The 19519-nt window shown below is 71.2% G+C and carries 21 protein-coding genes and 1 tRNA gene; 19 read left to right on the forward strand and 3 right to left on the reverse strand.

All coding sequences use genetic code 11. The features are described 5' to 3' along the window. Positions 1-32: 32 nt before the first annotated feature. The 3 genes from ABEA04_RS06115 to ABEA04_RS06125 are packed head-to-tail and all read left to right on the forward strand — an operon-like array spanning position 33 to position 1920. Positions 33-440, forward strand: a complete 408-nt coding sequence (locus ABEA04_RS06115) for an FAS1-like dehydratase domain-containing protein (protein WP_345455704.1) — start codon at positions 33-35, stop codon at positions 438-440. Beyond that, positions 437-844, forward strand: coding sequence for a MaoC/PaaZ C-terminal domain-containing protein (locus tag ABEA04_RS06120; RefSeq protein ID WP_345455706.1), 408 nt, complete (start codon positions 437-439; stop codon positions 842-844). The genes ABEA04_RS06115 and ABEA04_RS06120 overlap by 4 nt, the downstream gene beginning before the upstream one ends. Beyond that, entirely contained in the window at positions 823-1920 is a 1098-nt protein-coding gene (locus ABEA04_RS06125; RefSeq protein ID WP_425577009.1) for a UDP-N-acetylmuramate dehydrogenase, read from the forward strand. Before ABEA04_RS06120 ends, ABEA04_RS06125 begins: the two co-directional genes overlap by 22 nt. Here ABEA04_RS06125 and ABEA04_RS06130 read toward each other — a convergent pair. The 3 genes from ABEA04_RS06130 to ABEA04_RS06140 are packed head-to-tail and all read right to left on the reverse strand — an operon-like array spanning position 1917 to position 4753. Beyond that, complete coding sequence (locus ABEA04_RS06130) at positions 1917-2423, reverse strand: DUF4190 domain-containing protein (RefSeq protein WP_345455712.1); 507 nt, start codon at positions 2421-2423, stop codon at positions 1917-1919. The two genes, ABEA04_RS06125 and ABEA04_RS06130, sit on opposite strands and share 4 nt — an antisense overlap. 7 nt (positions 2424-2430) lie before the next feature. Next, positions 2431-3459, reverse strand: coding sequence for an adenosine deaminase (locus ABEA04_RS06135; protein ID WP_345455714.1), 1029 nt, complete (start codon positions 3457-3459; stop codon positions 2431-2433). Next, positions 3449-4753, reverse strand: a complete 1305-nt coding sequence (locus tag ABEA04_RS06140) for an aspartate aminotransferase type Ic (protein WP_345455717.1) — start codon at positions 4751-4753, stop codon at positions 3449-3451. Before ABEA04_RS06140 ends, ABEA04_RS06135 begins: the two co-directional genes overlap by 11 nt. Positions 4754-4862: 109 nt before the next feature. Between ABEA04_RS06140 and ABEA04_RS06145 the strand changes: the two genes are divergently transcribed. The 16 genes from ABEA04_RS06145 (at position 4863) to ABEA04_RS06220 (ending at position 19487) form a co-directional block, all read left to right on the forward strand. After that, positions 4863-4935 (forward strand) — tRNA-Trp (locus ABEA04_RS06145). 75 nt (positions 4936-5010) lie between these two features. After that, entirely contained in the window at positions 5011-5265 is a 255-nt protein-coding gene (gene secE, locus ABEA04_RS06150) for a preprotein translocase subunit SecE (protein WP_345455719.1), read from the forward strand. Between the two features lie 85 nt (positions 5266-5350). Then, on the forward strand, positions 5351-6391 hold the full coding sequence (gene nusG / locus ABEA04_RS06155) for a transcription termination/antitermination NusG family protein (RefSeq protein ID WP_345455721.1): 1041 nt from the start codon (positions 5351-5353) through the stop codon (positions 6389-6391). Between the two features lie 110 nt (positions 6392-6501). Continuing rightward, a complete protein-coding gene (gene rplK, locus ABEA04_RS06160; protein WP_345455723.1) occupies positions 6502-6930 on the forward strand; it encodes a 50S ribosomal protein L11 in 429 nt (142 codons plus the stop codon). Positions 6931-7021: 91 nt separating this feature from the next. After that, on the forward strand, positions 7022-7753 hold the full coding sequence (rplA, locus tag ABEA04_RS06165; protein WP_345455725.1) for a 50S ribosomal protein L1: 732 nt from the start codon (positions 7022-7024) through the stop codon (positions 7751-7753). A gap of 300 nt (positions 7754-8053) precedes the next feature. Then, the gene (gene rplJ, locus ABEA04_RS06170) at positions 8054-8749 is read left to right on the forward strand and encodes a 50S ribosomal protein L10 (protein ID WP_345455727.1); all 696 of its coding nucleotides are present in this window, start codon (positions 8054-8056) and stop codon (positions 8747-8749) included. A 61-nt stretch (positions 8750-8810) separates the two neighbouring features. Beyond that, the gene (gene rplL / locus ABEA04_RS06175) at positions 8811-9203 is read left to right on the forward strand and encodes a 50S ribosomal protein L7/L12 (RefSeq protein WP_345455731.1); all 393 of its coding nucleotides are present in this window, start codon (positions 8811-8813) and stop codon (positions 9201-9203) included. A 310-nt stretch (positions 9204-9513) separates the two neighbouring features. Continuing rightward, positions 9514-10470, forward strand: coding sequence for an ABC transporter ATP-binding protein (locus ABEA04_RS06180; RefSeq protein ID WP_345455734.1), 957 nt, complete (start codon positions 9514-9516; stop codon positions 10468-10470). 8 nt (positions 10471-10478) lie between these two features. Next, positions 10479-11264: an MlaE family ABC transporter permease gene (locus ABEA04_RS06185; protein WP_345455737.1), complete on the forward strand. Its 786-nt coding sequence runs from the start codon at positions 10479-10481 to the stop codon at positions 11262-11264. Between the two features lie 13 nt (positions 11265-11277). Continuing rightward, positions 11278-12105 (forward strand): MlaE family ABC transporter permease, encoded by an 828-nt coding sequence (locus ABEA04_RS06190; RefSeq protein ID WP_345455740.1) that lies wholly within the window; start codon positions 11278-11280, stop codon positions 12103-12105. Then, positions 12102-13388: an MCE family protein gene (locus tag ABEA04_RS06195; protein ID WP_345455743.1), complete on the forward strand. Its 1287-nt coding sequence runs from the start codon at positions 12102-12104 to the stop codon at positions 13386-13388. Before ABEA04_RS06190 ends, ABEA04_RS06195 begins: the two co-directional genes overlap by 4 nt. Next, on the forward strand, positions 13385-14425 hold the full coding sequence (locus tag ABEA04_RS06200) for an MCE family protein (RefSeq protein ID WP_345455746.1): 1041 nt from the start codon (positions 13385-13387) through the stop codon (positions 14423-14425). The genes ABEA04_RS06195 and ABEA04_RS06200 overlap by 4 nt, the downstream gene beginning before the upstream one ends. Positions 14426-14495: 70 nt before the next feature. Beyond that, complete coding sequence (locus tag ABEA04_RS06205; RefSeq protein ID WP_345455748.1) at positions 14496-15494, forward strand: MCE family protein; 999 nt, start codon at positions 14496-14498, stop codon at positions 15492-15494. Continuing rightward, a complete protein-coding gene (locus ABEA04_RS06210; protein WP_345455750.1) occupies positions 15491-16681 on the forward strand; it encodes an MCE family protein in 1191 nt (396 codons plus the stop codon). The genes ABEA04_RS06205 and ABEA04_RS06210 overlap by 4 nt, the downstream gene beginning before the upstream one ends. Further along, on the forward strand, positions 16678-18204 hold the full coding sequence (locus ABEA04_RS06215; RefSeq protein WP_345455751.1) for an MCE family protein: 1527 nt from the start codon (positions 16678-16680) through the stop codon (positions 18202-18204). The genes ABEA04_RS06210 and ABEA04_RS06215 overlap by 4 nt, the downstream gene beginning before the upstream one ends. Then, the gene (locus ABEA04_RS06220) at positions 18201-19487 is read left to right on the forward strand and encodes an MCE family protein (protein ID WP_345455753.1); all 1287 of its coding nucleotides are present in this window, start codon (positions 18201-18203) and stop codon (positions 19485-19487) included. The genes ABEA04_RS06215 and ABEA04_RS06220 overlap by 4 nt, the downstream gene beginning before the upstream one ends. Positions 19488-19519: the final 32 nt, after the last annotated feature.

Consider the following 19519-nt stretch of genomic DNA (forward strand, 5'->3'; position numbering starts at 1 on the left):
GCGGCGGGCTCGACTGCGTTAGCGTCGCGATCGTGGACGCCACCATCGTCGGCCGCAGCTATCCGCCGCCCGCCCCCCACGAGGTCACCGCCGACTCGGTGCGTGCCTTCGCCACCTCCACCGGCGCCGCCTACGACGGCGGCCCGGCCCCGGCCACCTACCCGATCGTCCCGGCCTTCGCCGCGATGATGGGCTTCCTCGAGGCCGAGGACGTCGACCTGGCCCGCATCGTCCACGGCGAGCAGCGCTTCGAGCACGCCCGCCCCGTCGTCCCCGGCGACGTGCTCAGCGTCACCCTCACCGTGGCCAGCCTGCGCAGCATCGGCGGCAACGACATCGTCGGCACGACCAGCGAGGTCACCGACGCCGACGGCGCGCTCGTCTGCACCGGCACGGCCACGCTCGTGCACCGCGCCACCGCGGGGGAGGAGCCGTCGTGACCACGCCCCCCGACCTGCCCTCCGACCTGCTCGCCGACCTGCCCGACCCCGCCGAGCACACCTTCCGCGTCACCCGCGACGACCTCGTCGCCTACGCCCGCGCCAGCGGCGACCACAACCCGATCCACCAGGACGACGACGTCGCCCGCTCGGTCGGGCTGCCCGGGGTCATCGCCCACGGCATGTACACCCTCGCCCTCGCCGCGCGCTACGTCGACGAGTGGGTCGGCGAGCCCGGCCGCATCGCCACCATCGGCGCCAAGTTCACCAAGCCCGTCGTGGTGCCGCCCGAGGGCGTCGACGTCGTGGTCACCGGCAGCCGGGCCGACGACGGCACCGTGACGGTCGACGTCGTCTGCGACGGCGTCAAGGTGCTCGGTCGCTGCCGGGTGACCCTGCGTTGAGCGGGCCGGGCGAGCCCGCCCCCCGCCTCGCCGACCTCACCACCCTGCGCCTCGGCGGCCCCGCCCGTCGCCTGGTCACCGCCACCACCGAGGCCGACCTCGTGGCAGCCGTCGCCGGGGCCGACGCCGCCGGCGAGCCGGTGCTGGTGCTCGGCGGCGGCAGCAACCTCGTCGTCGCCGACGAGGGCTTCGCCGGCACCGTCGTCCGGGTCGCCACCCGCGGCGTGACGGCCGACACCGACGGCACCGACGACGACCCCACCTGCGGCGGCGTCCTCGTCACGGTGGCTGCCGGCGAGGACTGGGACGCCCTCGTCGCCCTCGCCGTCGAGCGCGGCTGGGTGGGCCTCGAGGCGCTCGCCGGCATCCCCGGCGCCGTGGGCGCCACCCCGATCCAGAACGTCGGCGCCTACGGCCAGGAGGTCGCCCAGACCATCGCCCGGGTGCGCGTCTACGACCGCCACGACCGGGCCGTGCGCACCGTGGCCGCCGCCGACTGCGGGTTCGGCTACCGCGACTCCCGCTTCAAGCGCGAGCGCCACGACGACGCCGGCAGCCGCCACGTCGTCCTCGACGTCACCTTCCAGCTGACCCGCGGCGAGCTCTCGGCTCCCGTCGGCTACGCCGAGCTGGCCCGCACCCTCGGCGTCGAGGTCGGTGCCCGGGCCCCGCTCGCGCAGGTGCGCGACGCCGTCCTCGGCCTGCGCCGCGGCAAGGGCATGGTGCTCGACCCCGCCGACCACGACACGTGGAGTGCCGGCTCGTTCTTCACCAACCCGGTGCTGCCGGCCGCCGACCTGCCCGCGGGGGCGCCGGCGTGGCCCGACCCCGACAGCCCCGGCGGTGAGCGGGTCAAGACCAGCGCCGCGTGGCTCATCCAGCACGCCGGCTTCGAGCGTGGCCACGGCTCCGGGCCGGCTCGGCTCTCCACCAAGCACACGCTCGCCCTGACCAACCGCGGCGGCGCCGGCACCGCCGACCTGCTCGCGCTGGCGCGCGAGGTGCGCGACGGCGTCCGCGACGCGTTCGGGGTGAGCCTGGTGCCCGAGCCGGTGCTCGTCGGCTGCTCCCTCTAGGAGCCGCCGAACAGTCCGAGGATGCCGAAGAACGTGCCGAAGACGAAGACGAGCAGCGCCACCATCAGCAGGCCGATGACGGTGCCGACGATGCCGCAGACCAGCCCGCCGACCGCCGCGCCCTGGTTGCCGTAGCGACCCGGCTGCGCGCCGATCTCGCGCTGCGCCTTGATGCCGAAGTAGATCGCGAACGGGCCGCACAGGATGCCCGGGATGGTCAGGCAGGTGAAGGAGAACACCGCACAGACCAGGCTGATGATGCCGAGCGTCAGCGCCGTGTTGGCCCCCGAGTGCGACTGGGTGAACGGGTAGGCGCCCGGTGCGCCCGGCGGCGGGTAGCCGGGGGCGTACGGCGCGTACGGGGGCTGGGGCTGCACCTGCGTCGGCTGCGGGGCGGTCGGCACGTCGTCACCGGACGGCGACGCCGGCTTGGCCAGGAACGGGCTGGTCGGCTCCGGCTCGGACCCGTCGGGCCGCTCTGACCGGTCGGGGGGCTGGGTCACGGCGCGATCATCCCAGCCAGGCGTCGATGTCGGCGAGCGCCGTCGCGACCACGTCGGACGGCGCCCGACTGGCCCGGAACGACATCCGGGCGAGCTCGGCCAGGGCGGGGTCCTCGAGGTCGTGGGCGGCGCGCATGGTGGCGTACTGGCCGGCCAGCCGCGAGCCGAACAGCAGCGGGTCGTCGGCGCCGAGGGCGACCGTCGCGCCCGCCTCGAGCAGCGTGGGCAGCGGCACCGAGGACAGGTCGGAGTAGACGCCGAGCGCCACGTTCGAGACCGGGCACACCTCCAGCGCGACCCCGGAGGCGACGACCCGCTCGAGCAGCGCCGGGTCCTCGGCCGTGCGCACGCCGTGCCCGAGCCGGTCGGCGTGCAGGTCGTCGAGGCAGACCCGCACGTGGTCGGGTCCGCGCAGCTCGCCGCCGTGGGGCACCAGCAGCAGCCCCGCCCGGCCGGCGATCGCGAAGGCGGGGGCGAACGACGACGTCGAGCCGCGCCGCTCGTCGTTCGACAGCCCGAACCCGACGACGCCGCGCCCGGCGTACTGGCCGGCCAGCCGGGCCAGCGTGCGTGCGTCGAGGGGGTGGCGGATGCGGTTGGCCGCGATCACCACGGCCATGCCGAGCCCGGTGCGCTCCGAGGCGTCGCGCACGGCGTCCAGCACCAGGTCGGTGAAGGCGGTGATGCCGCCGAAGCGGGCGGCGTAGCCGCTGGGGTCGACCTGGATCTCCAGCCAGCGTCCGCCGTCGAGGACGTCGTCCTCGGCGGCCTCGAGCACCAGCCGCCGCACGTCGTCCTCGGTGCGCAGCACCGACCGGGCCACGTCGTAGAGGCGCTGGAAGCGGAACCAGCCCTTCTCGTCGGCCGCGCTCAGCGTCGGCGGCCAGTCCTCGACGAGCGAGTCGGGCAGCGCGATGCCGTCGCGCTCGGCCAGCTCGAGCAGCGTGGCGTGCCGCATCGAGCCGGTGAAGTGCAGGTGCAGGTGGGCCTTGGGGAGCGCCCGCAGCGGACGGGCGCCGCCGCCCTCAGCCGCCAACCAGCTGCTCCGCCGCGGCCAGCCGCGTGCAGGTGGCGACCACCCGGGTGGCGGCCTCGACGTCGTCGAGCGAGGGGAACGTCGGCGCCAGCCGGATGTTGCGGTCGTCGGGGTCGTCGCCGTGCGGGAACGACGAGCCGGCCGGGGTGAGCGCCACGCCGGCCTCCTTGGCGAGGGCGATGACGCGCGCCGCGGTGCCGGCCATGACGTCGAGGCTGATGAAGTAGCCGCCCGCGGGCTCGGTCCACGAGGCGATGCCCAGGCCGCCCAGCTCGGCGTCCAGCACCCGGCGCACGGCGTCGAACTTCGGCGCGATGATCTCGCGGTGGCGTCGCATGTGCGCGCGCACGCCGTCGGCGGAGCCGAAGAAGCGCACGTGCCGCAGCTGGTTGAGCTTGTCGGGACCGATGGCGCCCTTGCCGAGGTGGCGGGTGTACCAGGCCACCGTGTCGGCCGACCCGGCCAGGAAGGCCACGCCCGCGCCGGCGAAGGTGATCTTCGACGTCGAGGCGAACATGATCGCCCGGTTCGGGTGGCCGGCCGCCGCGCAGAGCCCGAGGACGTCGGCGCTGGCGTGCTCGTCGTCGGTCAGGTGGTGCAGGGCGTAGGCGTTGTCCCACAGGATCGTGAAGTCGGGGGCCGCGGTCTCCATCGAGGCCAGCGCCTCGGCGATCTCGTGGCTGACCACCGAGCCGTCCGGGTTGGCGTAGGTGGGCACCACCCACATCCCCTTGATCGTGGGGTCGCTGCCGGCCAGCCGCGCGACCTCGGCGGCGTCGGGCCCGTCGGCGGTCATCGGCACCGGCACCATCTCGATGTCGAACCAGTCGAGCAGGGTGAAGTGGCGGTCGTAGCCCGGCACCGGGCACAGGAAGCGCACCCGCTCCTCACGGCCCCACGGCCGCTCGCTGTCGACGCCGCCGTGCAGCCAGAGGTCGACGAGCACCTCGCGCATCATCACCAGGCTGGAGTTGCCGCCGGCGGCGACCTGCGCCGGCGTCACGCCGAGCAGGTCGGCGAACAGCTCGCGCAGCTCGGCGATGCCCTCGAGGCCGCCGTAGTTGCGCACGTCGACGCCGTCGCGGTCGCGCACGTCGTCGGGCCCGGCGAGGCCGGCGAGCAGCCCGTTCGACAGGTCGAGCTGCTCGGACGACGGCTTGCCGCGGGTCAGGTCGAGGCGCAGGCCCGCGGCGACCAGCCGCTCGTGGGCGGCCCGTTCGGCCTCGAGGAAGGCGGCGAGCTCGTCGGGGGACCGGTCGGCCAGCGGCCGCTGCTGCACGGAGGACGACGTCACGGTCCCATCGTTCCACGGGCCGCTCGGTTCGACTCGTCATGGGCTTGGGCCTAGACTCATCCGCGGTGGATCTCCCGCATGCTTCAGCCTGCCCGGAGTCGACCACCGGAGGGCACTAGCTCAACTGGCAGAGCATCGGTCTCCAAAACCGAAGGTTGGGGGTTCAAGTCCCTCGTGCCCTGCACCGCACCAAGCAGGTCAGGCAGCAACCAGAGCAGCACCGACCGATCGATCACGACGACAAGAGGGTGAGTGGCGTGGCGGAGAGCGCCGTCCGCGGTTCCCGAGACGACAACTCGAGCGAGCCCCGCAAGCGCACCAGCATCCCGACGTTCTACCGTCAGGTGGTCGCCGAGCTGCGCAAGGTGGTCTACCCGACCCAGGAGCAGCTGGTCACCTACTTCATCGTGGTGATGGTGTTCGTGATCGTGATGATGGCGCTGATCTCCGGCCTCGACCTCGCCTTCGGCAAGCTCGCCTTCGCGATCTTCACCGGCGGCGACGACATCTAGCCGCAGGCCGCGCGCGAGCGCCGCCCGCCCACCCCCGGTGGTGCCCGTCGTCCCGTCGCGGACGGCGCCCCCCACCGGACGAGCAATGGAGCAGTACGTGTCCGAGCAGTACCCCGAGCAGACCACCGACGACCTCGACGAGCTCGCCGGCGACCCGGACGACGCCACCGTCGAGACCGTCGAGCCCGGTGAGCAGGCCGACCCGGCCCTCGACACCGACGAGACCGACGAGACCGAGGTCCTCGAGACCCCTGATTTCGAGGACGACGTCGACGAGGCCACCGCGCGGGCCGCCGAGGGCACCGCGCCGCTCGACATGGACACCGACGACGACGTCGTCGAGGTCGAGGTCACCGACGAGCCGCTCGCCGACCTGGTCGAGGCCGAGGCCGAGGTGGCCGACGACGTCGTGGCCGAGGCCGACGACGAGCTGGCCGACGAGACCGACGTGATCGGCGAGGACGCCGCCGTCGAGGCGGCCGCCGAGGTCGAGGACGAGGACCCGCTCGAGGCGTTCCGCCGCGAGCTGTGGGCCAAGCCCGGCGACTGGTACGTCGTCCACACCTACTCCGGCATGGAGAACCGGGTGAAGTCGAACCTCGAGAACCGCATCGTGTCGCTGAACATGGAGGACTACATCCACGAGATCGTGGTCCCGATGTCCGACATCGTCGAGATCAAGAACGGCCAGCGCCGCACCCGCAAGCGCCCCTCGCACCCCGGCTACGTGCTGGTGCGCATGGACCTCACCGACGAGTCGTGGTCGGCCGTGCGCCACACGCCGTCGGTCACCGGCTTCGTGGGCAACAGCCACCAGCCGATCCCGCTGCTGATGGACGAGGTCGAGAACATGCTCGCCCCCGCCGTCCAGGCCGCGGCCGAGGTCGCCGCGGCGGCCGCCGGCGGGTCCGGCTCCGGCGGCGGCACCGCCACCGCCACCAAGCAGGTCGAGGTCGCCGACTTCTCCGAGGGCGACTCGGTCATGGTGGTCGACGGTCCGTTCGCGACCCTGCACGCCACCATCACCGAGCTCAACGCCGAGTCGCAGCGGGTCAAGGCCCTCGTCGAGATCTTCGGCCGCGAGACCCCCGTCGAGCTCAGCTTCAGCCAGATCCAGCGCGTCTGAGCCCCGCGCCCGATTTCCGCGTCCCGCGGAGTCGGGCGAGACTGGAACCAGCACCACGTGGCAGAGGGCCGACCGCCCTCGTCGTGACCACACGAGAAGGAAGAGGAAGCATGCCTCCGAAGAAGAAGATCGCTGCGCTCGTCAAGGTGCAGCTGCAGGCCGGTGGCGCGACCCCGGCTCCGCCGGTCGGTACCGCGCTCGGTCCGCACGGCGTCAACATCATGGACTTCTGCAAGGCCTACAACGCCCAGACCGAGTCCATGCGCGGCAACGTCGTCCCCGTCGAGATCACGATCTTCGAGGACCGTTCGTTCACCTTCATCACCAAGACCCCGCCGGCCGCCGAGCTGATCAAGAAGGCCGCCGGTCTGCAGAAGGGCTCCGGCGTCCCCCACAAGGAGAAGGTCGGCACCCTCACCAAGGAGCAGGTGCGCGAGATCGCCCGCACCAAGCTGCCCGACCTCAACGCCAACGACGAAGAGGCCGCGATGAAGATCGTGGAGGGCACCGCCCGCTCCATGGGCGTCACCACCGAGTAGTTCGTGGCAGGGCCGCTGCGGCCCGTTCACCACACCCCTCCTGCGCGTCCTCCGGGGCGCGCCCCGAGCACCAACCAAGAGGACATCCACCATGCAGCGCAGCAAGACCTACCGGGCGGCCGCGGCCAGCTTCGACCGCGACGAGCTCCACGCCCCGCTCGCGGCCATCAAGATCGCCAAGACCGCCTCGAAGAAGAAGTTCGACGAGACCCTCGACGTCGTCATGCGTCTCGGCGTCGATCCCCGCAAGGCCGACCAGATGGTGCGCGGCACCGTCAACCTGCCCCACGGCACCGGCAAGACCGCCCGCGTGCTGGTCTTCGCGAACGCCGACAAGGCCGACGCCGCCCGTGAGGCCGGCGCCGACATCGTCGGTGGCGACGAGCTCATCGACCGCGTCGCCGGCGGCTGGCTCGACTTCGACGCCGTGGTCGCCACCCCCGACATGATGGGCAAGGTCGGCCGCCTCGGCCGCGTGCTCGGCCCCCGCGGCCTGATGCCGAACCCGAAGACCGGCACGGTGACCCCCGACCCGGCCAAGGCCGTCACCGACATCAAGGGCGGCAAGATCGAGTTCCGCGTCGACCGCCACGCCAACCTGCACTTCATCATCGGCAAGGCCTCGTTCTCCGAGGTCGCCCTCGCCGAGAACTACGCGGCGGCGCTCGAGGAGGTGCTGCGGCTCAAGCCGGCCAGCTCCAAGGGCCGCTACGTCAAGAAGGTCACCGTCTCCACGACCATGGGCCCCGGCATCCAGGTCGACCCCAACCGCACCCGCAACATCGCGGGCACCGACGACGAGGCCGCCACCGACGAGGCCTGAGCCTCCGCGCGCACGACCTGACGACGACCCGGGCCACCTGGCCCGGGTCGTCGCCGTTTTGGCCGCCCGCGGCGCAGCGCGTAGCGTTCACACCCGAAACCAGAGACCGCCGGTCGTCGCGCTGCACCAGCAGCGAGACCGAAGGCGCCGCCGAGAGGCGGACGGCCCGCGCAGGTGACAGAGCAAGCCGGACGCCGTCCACGCGGATCCGGTCCCACGCCCTGAGCCTGCGCTCGGGGCGTTCGTCGTCCCACGGCGCCGGACCCAGGGCCGGAGGTCTCCCCGTCCGGAAGGAGACCCATGGCGCGAGCAGAACGCCAGGCCGCCGTCGAGCAGATCGTCGAGTCGTTCAACGACTCCGACGGTGCCGTGCTCACCGAGTACCGCGGCCTGACCGTCAAGGAGCTGCAGGAACTGCGCCGCTCCCTCGGCGACCACGCGACCTACAACGTGGTCAAGAACACCCTCACCAAGCGGGCAGCCAACGAGGTCGGCATCACCGGCTTCGACGAGCTGCTGACCGGCCCGACCGCGATCGCCTTCATCAAGGGCGACGTCGTCGAGGCGGCCAAGGGCCTGCGCGACTTCGCGAAGGCCAACCCCGCCCTCGTCATCAAGGGCGGCGTGCTCGACGGCGCCATCCTCGACGCCTCCGAGATCGCCAAGCTGGCCGACCTCGAGTCGCGCGAGGTGCTGCTGGGCAAGCTGGCGGGCGCGATGCTCGCCTCGCTCTCCCAGGCCGTCTACCTCCTCAACGCGCCCCTGGCCCAGGCCGCCCGCCTCGCGGGTGCGCTGCAGGCCAAGGCCACCGAGGACCCGTCGGTCCTCGCCGGTGGCGCGGGCACCCCCGCCGCCGAGGAGAGCACCGAGGACAGCACCGAGGCCCCCGAGGCCGAGGCCGCTGCCGAGAGCACCGAGAGCACCGAGAACACCGAGGGCGAGAGCACCGAGGGCGCCAGCACCGAGGGCGCCGAGGCCGACCAGGCCGACGCGTAGCCGTCAGCACCACCCGTACGTCACACCACCCACGCACCACCGCAACGAAAGGTTCGCAATCATGGCGAAGCTCAGCACTGACGAGCTCCTCGACGCGTTCAAGGAGATGACCCTCATCGAGCTCTCCGAGTTCGTGAAGCAGTTCGAGGAGACCTTCGGCGTCACCGCCGCCGCTCCCGTCGCCGTCGCCGCCGCCCCGGCGGCCGGTGGCGCTGCCGCCGGTGGCGAGGAGGCCGCGGCCCAGGACGAGTTCGACGTCGTCCTCGAGGCTGCCGGTGACAAGAAGATCAACGTCATCAAGGAGGTGCGCGCCCTCACCTCGCTCGGCCTCAAGGAGGCCAAGGAGCTGGTCGAGTCCGCGCCCAAGGCCGTCCTCGAGAAGGTCGACAAGGACGCCGCGGAGAAGGCCAAGGAGGCCCTCGAGGGCGCCGGCGCCACCGTCACCCTCAAGTGACCCCCGGCCGCGTGCCGGCCCGGACGTCGTCCGCGCCCGGCACGTGAGCCACCCGAAGCGGCCACCCCTCTCCCTAGGGGTGGCCGCTTCGTCGCGTCTTCGGCGTTCTCGCAGGTGAGAGCCGTGTCGGGGCCGTCCGACCAGGTTCTGAAGGAGACGTGACGTCACGCACAATCCCGCGTAACCTCACCGGGTCGGACGCGTTGTTACCGGCGAGTGTGGGGAGACCCGCGCCTGGTCACGCCGTGTCGGTCGCCTCGGGGTGCCAGAACGATCGGTGGGCAGCGGTCGGACCAGAGGGAGGACGGACATGGGCGTCGAGATCAAGATCGAGAACCTGACCAAGTCGTTCGGCAAGCAGCTCATCTGGGGCGACGTCACCCTCACCGTCCCCGCCGGCGAGATCTGCGTGATGCTCGGCCCCTCCGGCACCGGCAAGTCGGTGCTGCTGAAGACGCTGATCGGCCTGCTGAAGCCCGACCGGGGCTCGGTGGTCATCGAGGGCGTCGACATCGCCTCCTGCTCCGAGCGGCAGCTCTACGAGATCCGCAAGCTGTTCGGCGTGCTGTTCCAGGACGGCGCGATGTTCGGCTCGATGAACCTCTACGACAACGTGGCGTTCCCGCTGCGCGAGCACACCAAGAAGTCCGAGTCCGAGATCCGCGACATCGTCATGGAGAAGATGGACCTCGTCGGCCTGCTCGGCGCCGAGACCAAGCTGCCGGGCGAGATCTCCGGCGGCATGCGCAAGCGGGCGGGCCTGGCCCGCGCGCTCGTGCTCGACCCCGAGATCGTGCTCTTCGACGAGCCCGACTCCGGCCTCGACCCGGTGCGCACGGCCTTCCTGAACCAGCTCATCGTCGACCTGAACGCCCAGATCGACGCGACGTTCCTCATCGTCACCCACGACATCAACACCGCCCGCACGGTGCCCGACAACATCGGCCTGCTCTACCACAAGCACCTGGCGATGTTCGGCCCGCGCGAGATGCTGCTCTCCAGCGAGGAGCCGGTGGTGCGGCAGTTCCTCAACGCCCAGCGGGTCGGCCCGATCGGCATGTCGGAGGAGAAGGACGCCGACGAGCTGGCCGCCGAGTCGGGCCAGGAGCTGCCCCCGCTGCCGCCGATCCCCATGCAGCTCGAGCCCTCCAACGGCATCCCGCGGCGCAGCCAGCGCGAGCCCGGCTCGTGGTGCCGCGAGAACGGCGTCACCCCGCCCGAGGGGTCCTTCCAGTCCGCCAACGCCGGCCTGACCCCCGGGACCTGACGCCGCCCATGTCCACCCTCACGTCCTCACGCGTGCTCGCGCCGCTCGGCAGCACGGGCAAGCTGTTCGCCTTCGCCCTCGACGTCGCCCGCGGCCTGTTCCGGCGTCCCTTCCAGCTGCGCGAGTTCATCCAGCAGGCGTGGTTCATCGCCTCGGTGACGATCATCCCGACCGCGCTGGTCGCCATCCCGTTCGGCGCCGTCATCGCGCTGCAGGTCGGCGGCCTCATCAAGCAGTTCGGTGCGCAGTCGTTCACCGGCTCGGCGTCGGTGCTGGCCGTCATCCAGCAGGCCGCGCCGATCGGCACCGCGCTGCTGATCGCGGGCGCGGGCGGCTCGGCCATCGCCGCCGACCTCGGCGCCCGCAAGATCCGCGAAGAGCTCGACGCGATGATGGTGCTGGGCATCGACCCGATCCAGCGGCTGGTGGTGCCGCGCGTGCTGGCCTGCATGCTCGTCGCGGTCTTCCTCAACGGCCTGGTGAGCGTGGTCGGCGTCTCGGGCGGCTACGTCTTCAACGTGATCCTGCAGGACGGCACACCGGGCGCCTACATCGCCAGCTTCACCGCGCTCGCGCAGCTGCCCGACCTCTACATCGGCCTGATCAAGGCCGCCATCTTCGGGCTGATCGCCGCCGTCGTGGCCTCCTACAAGGGCATGAACGCCGACGGCGGCCCCAAGGGCGTGGGCGACGCGGTCAACGAGTCGGTCGTCATCACCTTCCTGCTGCTGTTCGTCGTCAACTTCGTCCTGAGCACGATCTACCTGCAGATCGTCCCCCCGAAGACCGGATGAGGGCGGCGACGACATGGCGAACCTGAAGCAGGTCTACGAGAAGCCCCTGAGCTCGCTCGACGACCTCGGCGGACAGCTGCGGTTCTACCTCCGCGCGCTCGCGGCGACCCCGCGCTCGGTGACCCGCTACCCCAAGGAGATCGCGCGCATCCTGGCCGAGGTCACCCTCGGCTCGGGCGCGCTCGCGGTCATCGGCGGCACGGTCGGCGTCATCATCGGCATGACCTTCTTCACCGGGGCCCAGGTGGGGCTCTCGGGCTACGCGGCCCTCGACCAGCTCGGGACGGCGGCCTACTCCGGCTTCGTCTCGGCCTACTTCAACACCCGCGAGATCGCCCCGCTCGTGAGCGGCATCGCGCTCGCGGCCACCGTCGGGTGCGGGTTCACCGCCCAGCTGGGCGCCATGCGCATCTCCGAGGAGGTCGACGCCCTCGAGGTGATGGCCATCCCCTCGATGCAGTTCCTGGTGACCACCCGCATCGTCGGCGGCCTGATCGCCATCATCCCGCTGTACGTCGTGGGCCTGCTGTCGTCCTACGTCGCGAGCCGCCTCGTCGTCACGCAGTTCTACGGGCAGAGCACCGGCAACTACGACCACTACTTCAACCAGTTCCTGCCACCCGGCGACGTGCTGTGGTCCTTCGGCAAGGTGCTGGTCTTCGCCGTCGTGGTGATCCTCATCCACTGCTACTACGGCTACAACGCCTCCGGCGGGCCGGCCGGCGTGGGCGTGGCGGTGGGCCGCGCCGTGCGCTCGAGCATCGTCGCCGTCAACGTCATCGACCTGTTCCTCTCGATGGCGATCTGGGGCACGACCACGACGGTCAGGTTGGCCGGATGAAGGGCGTGCTGCTCCACGCCCGCGTGCTCGGCGTGATCTTCCTGGCCCTGCTGGTCACCTCGGTCTACCTCGTCTACGCGGTGTTCACCAAGAAGTTCGCCGACTACGAGGAGGTGACGCTGCAGACCAGCACCATCGGCCTGCAGCTGCCGATGCGCGCCGACATCAAGATCCGCGGCGTGCTGGTGGGCGAGGTGCTCGACTACGACGCCGACGCGAGCGGCGCCGAGGTCACGCTCGGCATCTACCCCGACCAGATCGACCAGATCCCCGAGAACGTCACCGGCTCGATCGTCCCCAAGACGCTGTTCGGCGAGAAGTACGTCTCGCTCGTGGTGCCGAAGGACCCGAAGGGCACGCTGGCGGCGGGCGACGTCATCAAGAAGACGCAGGTGCCCACCGAGGTCGAGGCGGTGCTGGAGGACCTCTACCCGCTGCTCGTCGCCGTGCGGCCGGCCGACATCAACAAGACCCTCACCGCCCTGGCCACCGCGCTCGAGGGCCGGGGCGAGGCGATCGGCGAGAACCTCGAGACGCTCGACGCCTACCTCAAGCGGCTCAACCCGCGCATCCCCGAGCTGATCGAGGACCTCCGGCTGACCGGCCAGGTCTCCGACGTCTACGCCGAGATCCTCCCCGAGGTCGCGACCATCCTCGACAACACCGTCACCACGACCGGCACGCTGGAGGAGAAGGAGAAGAACCTGCGCACCCTGCTGCGCGACGTCACCTCGCTGGCGAACACCACCCGCACCTTCCTGGCCGACAACGAGGACAACATCGTGCGGCTCGGCGAGCTCAACGTGGCCCAGCTGCGCGTCATCTCCCGCTACGCGACCGAGTTCCCGTGCCTGACGGGCGGCATCGTGACCGCCGGCAAGTACCAGGCCGAGGCGTTCCGCAACTACACGCTGCACATCGTGCTCGAGACGCTGCCTCGCCAGCCGCGCCCCTACGACGTCGACGACCAGCCGCGGGTCGCCGAGACCAGTCCCGCCACGTGCCTGAACCTGCCGAACCCGCCGTGGAGCCAGGACAACCCGGTCAAGCGGGTGCCCGACTTCAACGACGGCGTCGACCGCCCCACCGGCAAGGGCACCCAGCGCGTGGCGACCGGCTGGATGATCCGAGACGGGTCGAGCTACGCCGGCAGCCCCGCCGAGCGCGACCTGTACAAGCAGCTGCTCGCCCCCGGCATGGGCGTGGCGCCGGACGACGTCAGCGACCTCGGCCCGCTGCTGCTGGCGCCCATGGCGCGCGGCGCGGAGGTGAGCCTGCGATGAGACTGCTCGACACCAAGACGCTCGTCGCCCTGGTCAAGCTGGGCGTGTTCATGGTCGTCACCGTGGTGGCCACCGGCCTGCTGGTGGTGGTCATCGGCAACATCAGCTTCTCCGACGAGCGCGAGTACACCGCGGTCTTCGAGGACGTCACCGGCGTCATCAAGGGCGACGACGTGCGCATCGCCGGCGTGAAGGTCGGCAGCGTGAAGGACATCCGGATCAAGGACCGCACGCAGGCCGAGGTGACCTTCACCGTCGAGGAGGGCAACGAGCTCACCACCGCCACGGAGGCCAAGATCCGCTACCGCAACCTGGTCGGGCAGCGCTACATCGCGCTCAGCCAGGGGGTCACCGAGGGCGACGTGACGGTGCTCGACGAGGGGGACACCATCCCGGCCGACCGCACCGAGGAGGCGCTCGACCTCACCCGGCTGTTCAACGGCTTCAAGCCGCTGTTCGAGGCGCTCTCGCCCGACGACGTCAACCAGCTCTCCTTCGAGGTCATCCAGGTCTTCCAGGGCGAGGGCGGCACGCTCGAGGGGCTGCTGCGCAGCACGGCGTCCCTCACCGACACCCTCGCCGACCGCGACGCCGTCATCGGCGACCTGCTGACCAACCTCGACGCCGTCCTCGACAACATCGCCGACCGCGACCAGCAGCTCTCGGCGCTCATCGTGAACTTCCGCCAGCTCGTGGCCGGGCTGAAGAACGACCGGCAGGCGATCCTGTCGTCCTTCGACCAGATCACCCAGCTCTCGGTCGAGACCGCCGACCTCGTCGGCGACATCCGGCCCCCGTTCGTCGAGGACATCAAGCAGCTGCGCCGCCTCACCGCGAACCTCGACCGCGGCAAGGGCGAGCTCGACCGGGCGCTGCAGGTGCTGCCGATCAAGCTGGAGAAGGTCGGCCGCACCGCGATCTACGGCTCCTGGTTCAACTTCTACCTCTGCGACTTCAAGGGCACGGTCCGCCTGCCCGGGCTGACGCTGCCGGTGAAGGTCCCGCTCGACCAGGGCGAGAGGTGTGATCTCGGATGAGGCCTCACCCCACGCGGTTCTCCGCTCCTCCCGCTGCGCTCCTTCGGCGAACAACGGCGCGGGGGCAGCGATGAAACCCTTCCGCGAGCGCAACCCCGTGATCATCGGCGCGATCAGCATCGTCGTGCTGGCGATGCTGCTGCTGGCCGCCTTCCGCGCCCAGGACCTGCCGCTGATCGGCGGGGGAGACACCTACTACGCCCAGTTCGAGGAGAGCGCGGGCCTCGAGGCCGGCGACGAGGTGCGCATCGCCGGCGTCCGCGTCGGCAAGGTCGAGGAGGTCGCCCTCGACGAGGACCGGGTGCAGGTGACCTTCCGCATCGAGGACGACGCCGACTTCGGCCCGCAGACCGGGGCCGCGATCAAGGTCAAGACGGTGCTGGGCTCGATGTACCTCGAGCTGCAGCCGGCCGGCCGCGGCCAGCTGGAGGAGGGCGAGACCATCCCCGTCGAGCGCACCACCGAGCCCTACAACGTCGTCGACGCCTTCGAGGGCCTCGCCGAGACGATCGGCAACGGCCAGACCGAGGAGGGCATCGACACCGACCAGCTCGCGCAGTCGCTCTCGGTGCTGGCCGACCTGACCCGCAACACGCCCGAGGAGTTCCGCGGCGCGCTCGACGGCCTGGCGCGGCTCTCGACCAACCTCGCGGCCCGCGACGACCAGATCAACTCGCTGCTGGTGAACCTCAAGCGGGTCTCGACGGTGCTCGACGCCCGCGACGAGGACATCGTGAAGCTGATGCGCGACGCCGACGTCCTGTTCGAGGCGCTGCTCGACCGTCGTGCGCAGATCAGTGCCCTGCTCGACGCCACCAGCGAGCTCTCCACCGAGCTGACCACCCTGGTGCGCCAGAGCCGCGACGACCTCAAGCCGGCGCTCGAGCAGCTCGACCGGGTGCTGCAGGTGCTGAACAAGAACGAGGACAACCTCGACAACAGCCTGCGGCTGATGGCGCCGTTCTACCGCGTCTTCGCCAACACCCTCGGCAACGGCCCCTGGTTCGACACCTACATCCAGAACTTGCCGCCGGTGCCGCAGATCCTCGGACGGGGGACGGGCCGATGAGCCTGATGCAACGGGCCGCGGTGCCGCTGGTCCTGGTGATGCTGGTGGTCGCGGGCGCGGTCGTGATGTTCACCGACCGTGCGCAGGACAAGACCGCCACCGCCTACTTCCCGCGCACCGTCTCGCTCTACGAGGGCAGCGACGTGCGGGTGCTCGGCGTCCCGGTCGGGCAGATCGACACCATCACGCCCGAGGGCGTGCTCGTGCGGGTCGAGATGAGCTACGACCCCGAGATCAAGATCCCGGCCGACGCGCGTGCCGCCATCGTGGCGCCGGCCATCGTCGGCGACCGCTACGTGCAGCTGACGCCGGCCTACACCCGGGGCGACAAGGTGCTGGCCGACGGCGCCCGCCTGGGGGCCAACGACAACCAGGTGCCGCTCGAGCTCGACGAGATCTACGCCAACCTCGACCGGCTGACCGTCGCGCTCGGCCCGCAGGGCGCCAACAGCACCGGCGCGCTGACCGACCTGCTGCGGACCACCGCGGCCAACTTCGACGGCCAGGGCGAGAACTTCAACATCGCCGTCGACAAGTTCGGCGACCTGAGCCAGACCCTCGACGACAACAAGGAGGAGCTGTTCGGCTCGACCGCCGAGCTGCAGCGCTTCATCACCACCCTCGCCGAGAACGACTCCACGGTGCGCGGGTTCAACGACTCCCTCGGCCGGGTCTCCCAGCTGCTGGCCGACGAGCGGCAGGAGCTCGTGGCGGCGCTGCGCAACCTCGCCGTCGCCCTCGACGAGGTCGGCGGGTTCGTGCGCGACAACCGCGAGATCCTCGGCAAGAACATCAAGGGGCTGAACCGGGTGGCCAAGGTGCTGGTCAAGCAGCGCGCGGCGCTCGACGAGACGCTGCGCATCGCGCCGCTGGCGCTGAACAACCTGCAGCTGACCTACAACCCCGACACCGGCACCCTCGACACCAACGCCAACTTCGGCAACCTGATCCGCGAGATCGGCACCAACCCCACCGCCGTGCTGTGCGCGCTGGTCAGCGCCAACGACTCCGACGGCAGGCTGTGCGACCTCATCGAGGGGCTGCCGCTGCCGCGCGCGGCCACCTTCGGCCCGGGCACCGGGTCGAGCTCGCACGTCGAGACCGACCCGAGCCTCGGCGGCCTGCTGGGCACCCCGACGCCCACCGCGGCCCGCCCGCCGACCGGCGCCGAGGAGGCCGACCGATGACCCGCGGCCGGCCCCGCACTCGCCCGATCACTCGGGTGCGCGCCCTCGTGGCGGTGCTGCTCGGCTGCCTGCTCGTCAGCGGCTGCGACTTCGACGTCTACGAGCTGCCGCTGCCCGGCGGCACCGACGTCGGCGACGACCCGATCTCGGTCACCGTCGAGTTCGAGAACGTGCTCGACCTGGTGCCCCAGTCGAGCGTGAAGGTCAACGACGTCAGCGTCGGCAAGGTCACCAGCATCGAGGTCGACGACTACACCGCGCTGGTCGAGATCGAGCTGCGCGGCGACACCGAGCTGCCCGCCAACGCCATCGCCGAGATCCGCCAGACCAGCCTGCTCGGCGAGAAGTTCGTCTCGCTCGAGGCGCCCGCCGCCGGGGCCACCGGCCGGTTGAAGGACGACGCCGTCATCCCGCTCGAGCGCTCCGGCTCGAACCGCGAGGTCGAGGAGGTGCTCAACGCGCTCAGCCTGCTGCTCAACGGCGGCGGCCTGCAGAAGGTCAAGACCATCGCCACCGAGCTGAACGCCGCCCTCGAGGGCCGCGAGGACGCCGCCAAGTCGGTGCTCACCCAGGTCGCGAGCCTGGTCGGCCAGCTCGACCAGAACAAGGAGGACATCCTCGACGCGATCGAGTCGCTGACCGCGCTCTCGCGGCAGGTGCGCCGCCAGCAGCCGATCATCAACAAGGCGCTCGACGAGGTGCCCAGCGCGCTGCTCTCGATCGACCGCCAGCGCGACGACCTGGTGCGGATGCTCGGCGCCCTCGACCGGCTCGGCGACGTCGGCGTGCGCGTCATCCGGCGCTCGAAGGCCGACACCATCGAGACCCTCGAGCAGCTGCAGCCGACGCTGAACCAGCTGGCCAACTCCGGCGACGACCTCGTGAACTCCGTCAGCGTGATCCTGACCTACCCCTTCGTCGACGAGGTGGTCGGCCGCGACCCGCAGGTCGCGCGCAACCTGCACATGGGCGACTACACCAACCTCTCCGTCGAGCTCGAGCTCGACTTCAGCGACCTCGACGACCTGCCGCCGCTGCCCGGCGTGCCGTGCACGCCGCTGGAGGAGATCCCCGACGACCTCCCGATCGAGGAGATCATCGACCTGCCGAACCTGTGCCAGGAGGTGCAGGACGCCCTCGGCGAGTGCACCGACGACCCCTCTCTCGAGAACTGCCAGGACCTGCCGCAGGGCCTCATCGACGCCGTCTGCGAGAGCATCGATCTCCCGCTCGGCCTCGGCAACGCGCTGTGCGGCGAGAACGGGAACGGCAACGGCAACGGCAACGGCAACGGCAACGGCAACGGGGGCCCCGACCTGCCGCTGCCCGAGATCCCCGGCGTGCCCGACCTGCCGCTGCCCGACCTGCCGGGCCTGCCCGGCCTGGGCGACGGCGACGGGCTGCTCAACCGCGGCGCACCCGCCACCACCCGGTCCGGCCGCGGACCGACCATGGGCGAGCTGATGGCCGCCTACGACCCCGCCCTCGTCAGCCTGCTCGTGCCCGGGATGGTGACGCGATGATCACCCGTCGCACCAAGGTCCAGCTGCTGGTCTTCGCGATCATCACCATCCTCGGCGTCGCCTACGTCGGCGCCCGCTACGCCCGCCTCGACCGGCTGGTGCGCGACGACTCCTACGCCGTCACCGCGCACTTCGCCGAGGCCGGCGGCATCTTCGCCGGCGCCGAGGTCACCTACCGTGGCGTCGGCATCGGCACCGTCGACCGGCTCGAGCTGACCCGCGAGGGCGTCGACGTCGTCCTCGAGATCGACAACGAGTGGGACGACATCCCGCGCGAGTCCATCGCGCTCGTCGGCAACCGCTCCGCGGTCGGCGAGCAGTACGTCGAGCTGCAGCCGCAGGTCGACGACGGCCCGCCGCTGCGCGAGGGCTCGGAGATCCCGGTCGAGAACACCCGCACCCCGATCCAGACCGAGACACTGCTGGCCGACCTCGCCACCACGGTCGGCTCGGTCGACCAGGACGCGCTGCGCACCACCGTCGAAGAGCTCGGCAAGGCCTTCGACGGCACCGGCGAGGACCTGCAGCAGATCATCGACACCAGCAACTCCTTCATCGAGACCGCCGACGCCAACTTCGAGACCACCACCAAGCTGATCGAGGACGCCAACGTGGTGCTCCGCGGCCAGCTGGCCTCGCAGACCTCGCTGCGCCAGTTCGCCTCGCAGCTGGCCCTGTTCAGCGAGAGCCTGGCCGACGCCGACCCCGACCTGCGCAAGCTGCTCGACGACGGCTCCTTCGGCGCCCGGCAGCTGCGCGGGCTGATCGAGGACAACCGCGTCGAGCTGGGCTCGCTGATCAACAACCTCATCACCACCGGCAACGTGGTGGTGAAGAACCTCAACGGCATCCAGCAGGTCTTCGTCATCTACCCCTACGTGGTCGAGGGGGGCTTCACCGTGGTCTCGAAGTCGCCCGACACCGGCCTGTACGACGCCCACTTCGGCGCCATCATCTCCACGAAGATGCCCTGCTACCAGGGCTACGAGGGCACCGACCGCCGTCCGCCCCAGGACGGCGGCAACCGCCCCATGAACGTCGACGCCCGCTGCACCGAGCCGCCGACCCAGAGCAACGCCCGCGGCGCGCAGAACCTGCCGCCCCGGCCGGCGACCAGCCTCGACCAGGCGCCGGTCGTGGCCGCCTACGACCCCGAGACCGGCGAGCTCACCTGGGCCGACGAGACCGACGAGCCCGAGACCACGCCCGGTACGGTGGCGCCGGCCTCACTGGGAAGGGAGTCGTGGAAGTGGCTGTACCTCGAACCCATGACGGGTCGGTAGGCACAGGCACCCCCACGCGCTCGCGCACCTCG

This window comes from Nocardioides marinquilinus (assembly GCF_039543705.1).
GTDB classification, from domain to species: domain Bacteria; phylum Actinomycetota; class Actinomycetes; order Propionibacteriales; family Nocardioidaceae; genus Nocardioides; species Nocardioides marinquilinus.